Source organism: Microbulbifer epialgicus, from assembly GCF_041447265.1.
Lineage (GTDB): Bacteria > Pseudomonadota > Gammaproteobacteria > Pseudomonadales > Cellvibrionaceae > Microbulbifer > Microbulbifer epialgicus.
This window is the reverse complement of sequence record NZ_JBGMEK010000166.1, coordinates 1-3,986: the sequence shown is the minus strand read 5'-3', so window position 1 is coordinate 3,986 and position 3,986 is coordinate 1. Positions and strand designations below refer to the sequence as shown.

The 3,986-nt window shown below is 40.4% G+C and carries 3 protein-coding genes; 1 reads left to right on the top strand and 2 read right to left on the bottom strand.

Annotated features, from left to right (window positions below; genetic code table 11):
- Nucleotides 1-336 precede the first annotated feature (336 nt).
- A complete protein-coding gene (locus ACCI49_RS23855) occupies nt 337-1,260 on the bottom strand; it encodes a penicillin-binding transpeptidase domain-containing protein (protein ID WP_371841746.1) in 924 nt (307 codons plus the stop codon).
- 130 nt (nt 1,261-1,390) lie between these two features.
- A complete protein-coding gene (locus tag ACCI49_RS23850) occupies nt 1,391-2,527 on the bottom strand; it encodes a serine hydrolase domain-containing protein (protein WP_371841745.1) in 1,137 nt (378 codons plus the stop codon).
- 351 nt (nt 2,528-2,878) lie between these two features.
- Between ACCI49_RS23850 and ACCI49_RS23845 the strand changes: the two genes are divergently transcribed.
- Nucleotides 2,879-3,580, top strand: coding sequence for a helix-turn-helix domain-containing protein (locus ACCI49_RS23845; RefSeq protein ID WP_371841744.1), 702 nt, complete (start codon nt 2,879-2,881; stop codon nt 3,578-3,580).
- Nucleotides 3,581-3,986: the final 406 nt, after the last annotated feature.

The following is a 3,986-nucleotide window of genomic DNA, read 5'->3' as shown; positions in this document are numbered from 1 at the left end:
GTATTCCGAATCAACACCCGCCCAAGGAAGGTATTAAATTACTTGAGTCCGCTAGAATTTCTGACGGGCAAGCGTGTGTCACTTATGTTGGCAATCTAGGATTCAATCAGCAAGCATTGTTTTTCTCTTTTCTTTGAGGGTCGTATACCTACAGATGCATATATCATTGATTCTGAGAGATAAGGTCTAATGATATATGCTTTATCATCTACACACTTTGCGTTTGTGAAGTGCATCACATTTGGACTTTGTGTGTTTTCACCTTTAAATGAAGTTCGCCAATAACTTTGCTGTTTTTTTTGTCTCCTTCTTGTTTCTGGTTATAAATAATTGGAGCTATTTAAATACTACTCCATTTGCCTCTAACATATTTAAAGTTAATCGACGTCGATTCCCAATATCTTCCGGTGAACCTATATCGAGATTAAAGGCAAAAACGATATCTCCGCCCATTAAATCATCTTGTTCAATCCAGCCAACATACCAGCCAATACGATCAACAGCCTCTAAGCGGGAGATAACGGTATCGGAATTGGTTATATCACCCGTATTTGGATCAATCGGTAAGACAAGTCCACTTTTTGCGTGAAGTTCACTTGTATTATTATCAACTTGAGTCCGCATCATTTCGGTTACTATTATCTGGTTCTTATCCCTTGCTGGTAGCGTACGCCGCTTTAACATACTCAAAAACTCGACTTGGCCCAGAGCGCTAACTCTCAGAGAACCATCCAGCCAAAAATGTGTGAGTTCCTGAGAAAGGCCGATATCAGTATTACCATAACCAAGTTTTTTTACCCAGCGAGACATATTTTCATAGCCAATTTTTTTAGCTGTTTCCTGGTAATACCAAACGGTAGAGTTGGCCATCCCTGTGGCGAGTGTAGTATCCCTATTCCAAGCTGGTATCGCTCTCTCTCTTCCATCCCACTTCATGTATTGGTTTGGCCCTTGGATAATTTCTAGCTCTAAAGCAATCAATGCGTGCGGTACTTTAAAGGTTGATGCAGGCAAGAAAGGTTTATGAGCGCGTTCAGCATTGCATACCCTGAGGCGATCGTTATCAATATTGAACATTACAAAGGTAGCACTCGTAGTTTTTTGATTAAGAATTTCGCACCCCTTAGCTTCCTCTATGGGTAGGCCAATGGTATCTGAGGATAACCCCATTGACTTGCTACTCTTAGAACAACTTGCCGATATAAAAATGCTGATGATTATTGAAAGATAAGCTTTACATTTTAGGTGTCGATTAATCATTTGTAAGCCAAAGCACTTAAGGTTTTATCTATTGTAATTTCAACTTTAACACGCCTGCTGAATTGAGGTGAAATTCCTTTTTTTTATTAAATAGATTAGAGTGACTTCATTAGTCTGCACATATAGTAATTTAAGTGTTCATGTCTCCTAGGATTGTTATGAGAAGCTCATTGATTAAATGCTGATTTAAGAAAAATGAACCATCATTTGATGAAAAGGTAATAACTAAATCTCTACGGGGAAAGAGACCGACATATGAATACCAATATGTATTGGACCCATTATGCCAAATATGAGGTTCGTCGCCAAAGGTAGATTGAACCCAACCAAAACTGTATGAATTTAAAGCCGGAGTATGGATTAGCTGGTAAGTTTCTTTATTGAGTAGTGACCCATTCCCCTTTATTCCCTGCAGGTGCTCAAAGGCATATTGGCTTAGATCCTGTAGTGACATATGCACAGATCCAGCCGGTCCCATTATTGGGCTGTTATCCGCCTCATTGCCGATACCAACGGAATATTTACCTTCGGGTAATTCAATATGCCCTCTAGGTTGAGATATAACATTATCTCTATTCCTCTCTCCTGGAGGGCCAAATCCAGCGGACTCAGTTCCCAGCGGTTTAAATACTTCCTGTTCGATAAGCTCTTCCCAAGACTGGCCAGTAACTGTCTCCGCAATAACGCCAGCGACAGTGTACCCAACATTTGAGTAGGAAAAAGATTCACCGGGATTTGAATTCAATGGCGAATTGAGTATTTCCATAACCCAGTTGTATCGATGTTGTATCCTCTGTTTACCTTTTTTGGGGTGTTCAGCTTGGATATCTGCAGAAAAGTTGGTTGGCGCACCTGAGGTATGCGTCAATAATTGTCTCAAGGTCACCTTTTGCCACTGGTTATTAATAGCTTCCTCTTTAGCAAATATATCCCCAATTGTAGATTCCCAATTCAAAACTCCTTTTTCCACTAAGCGAGCAATCATCGTGGCAGTCATGGATTTGGTTATTGAGCCCAAATGCCACTTGTCATTTTTAGATAACGATACACCACTATTAACTTCTCTCTCCCCAATCGTATGTTGGGCGATAACTTGTCCACTCTGAAGGATGACAGATCCAACTCCGACCAACTTATGCTCTTTTTTCATTCCCTCTAGTACATCGCGCAATTTTTGTTGGATGTCTGTTGATGCCGATAGAATAGGAGCGTAAGTTAGAAGCGTTAACAAGAATACTTTAAGTGCTTTATGAAGATGGTTATTCATTTAAAATATTGACCAATAATTACTGCTTAATTCACAGTTGGTTTTTATATTGATAAGGGGGGGCACTAAAGGATACTCCTCCTTCGGTAATCTTTTTGGAAATCCTTTTGGTATTGCTGTCTAAAATTTACTCGAAAATAGGGGCACTCTTTTCTCCATTCCTTTTTCACCAAATAGTGGAAGCTTTGCTCGATATGAGACATCTCTTTTCAACTCCTTATTAAATGACGTACCACATACTTATCTATATACAGCGCCAGTTTTAGAATCTATACGGCAATGACTAATTACTTTAATATGCAGTTTTCCAATTGCGTTGAATAAACGTGCTCTCGAGGTCTAGTGATTTGTATGATTAATGATCAAGAGGTGTTTTCGAGCCCACTTTTTCTTCTTGCTGCTGACCGATTAAGGGCGCATACGCTGCCTTCTACTTGTCTCTTATGTGGTCTCGATGGCCCCATTGTTCTGAAGTATGGAGCAAAGCAAGTTGTGGGCGATATTCTTCTGGTGCGCCCTCAGGTACTTCATGAGGTGATTATTGAGGGGAGAGCTCGGATTTTAAATCTAAATGGGCTGCAATTTCCCTATGATAATGACTTGGCAATTCAGCTTACTAACACAAATTATGAAATTGCTATAGATTCCCTCTGGGGCGATGAGAGTTCGATACTTGAGTTACGCGCAAGGCTTGGATATCGGCAAGTAAAATGCCCTACAGATATCGCTCAAATTATTATCCATCTCTCAGATGAGCCTATGTTTCGTATGTCACAACAAGAGTTGGCGATACGCCTTAATCGTGAACGAACTCAGGCACTAAAGTATTTTAAGGCGTCAACGGGTATGACATTTCGTGGGCTGAAACTGTGGTTGGCGATTCAAAGTGCAGCTCATCAGTTATTAACTGGTGATCTGGTTCGTAATGCTGCGATCGATAATGGCTTTGCCGATACGGCTCATTTTTCGCGCAGCTTTCGTACAGCATTAGGGATTACCCCATCTGAGGCTATAGCTGGTTATCACCTGGCTATGAGCCTATCCAGCAGATAACTGACTCCATCATAATTATCCCCTTAGCTTCTAAAGCACCATTTCCAAGCCCAGTTGTTTAAACTGAGGCGCCTTAACTGATGTCTTTTTCTGAATGTCAATGGAAGCTATTTGTGTGTCTGTTTAAAGATAGCGTCCCATTCTTGATCAAAGTTCTCGAGTATTGGCTTCGAGGTTTTCTTGAAGAATAAAACGCCCACAAGTGCCTGATGCGTGGATGAGTTATTTGTTACCTCTTCAACAAACCCTTGTATAATTCCATTACTATCAACAATTGCACAATATTTCTCTTCTAAAAAATCACAATTCCAGAAAAATATAGAGAGTTATTGTCAATTCTGGTGTTTAGCCAGTCTGATCAAGCAGCGCTCTGATCGGTGGTTGTCGCTTCCTCTCCATCCGTGAA

Excerpts from the sequence above, each read along its gene's own strand:
- ACCI49_RS23855 (WP_371841746.1), bottom strand. The coding sequence starts at position 1,260 with ATGATTAATCGACACCTAAAATGTAAAGCTTATCTTTCAATAATCATC.
- ACCI49_RS23850 (WP_371841745.1), bottom strand. The coding sequence starts at position 2,527 with ATGAATAACCATCTTCATAAAGCACTTAAAGTATTCTTGTTAACGCTT.
- ACCI49_RS23845 (WP_371841744.1), top strand. The coding sequence starts at position 2,879 with ATGATTAATGATCAAGAGGTGTTTTCGAGCCCACTTTTTCTTCTTGCT.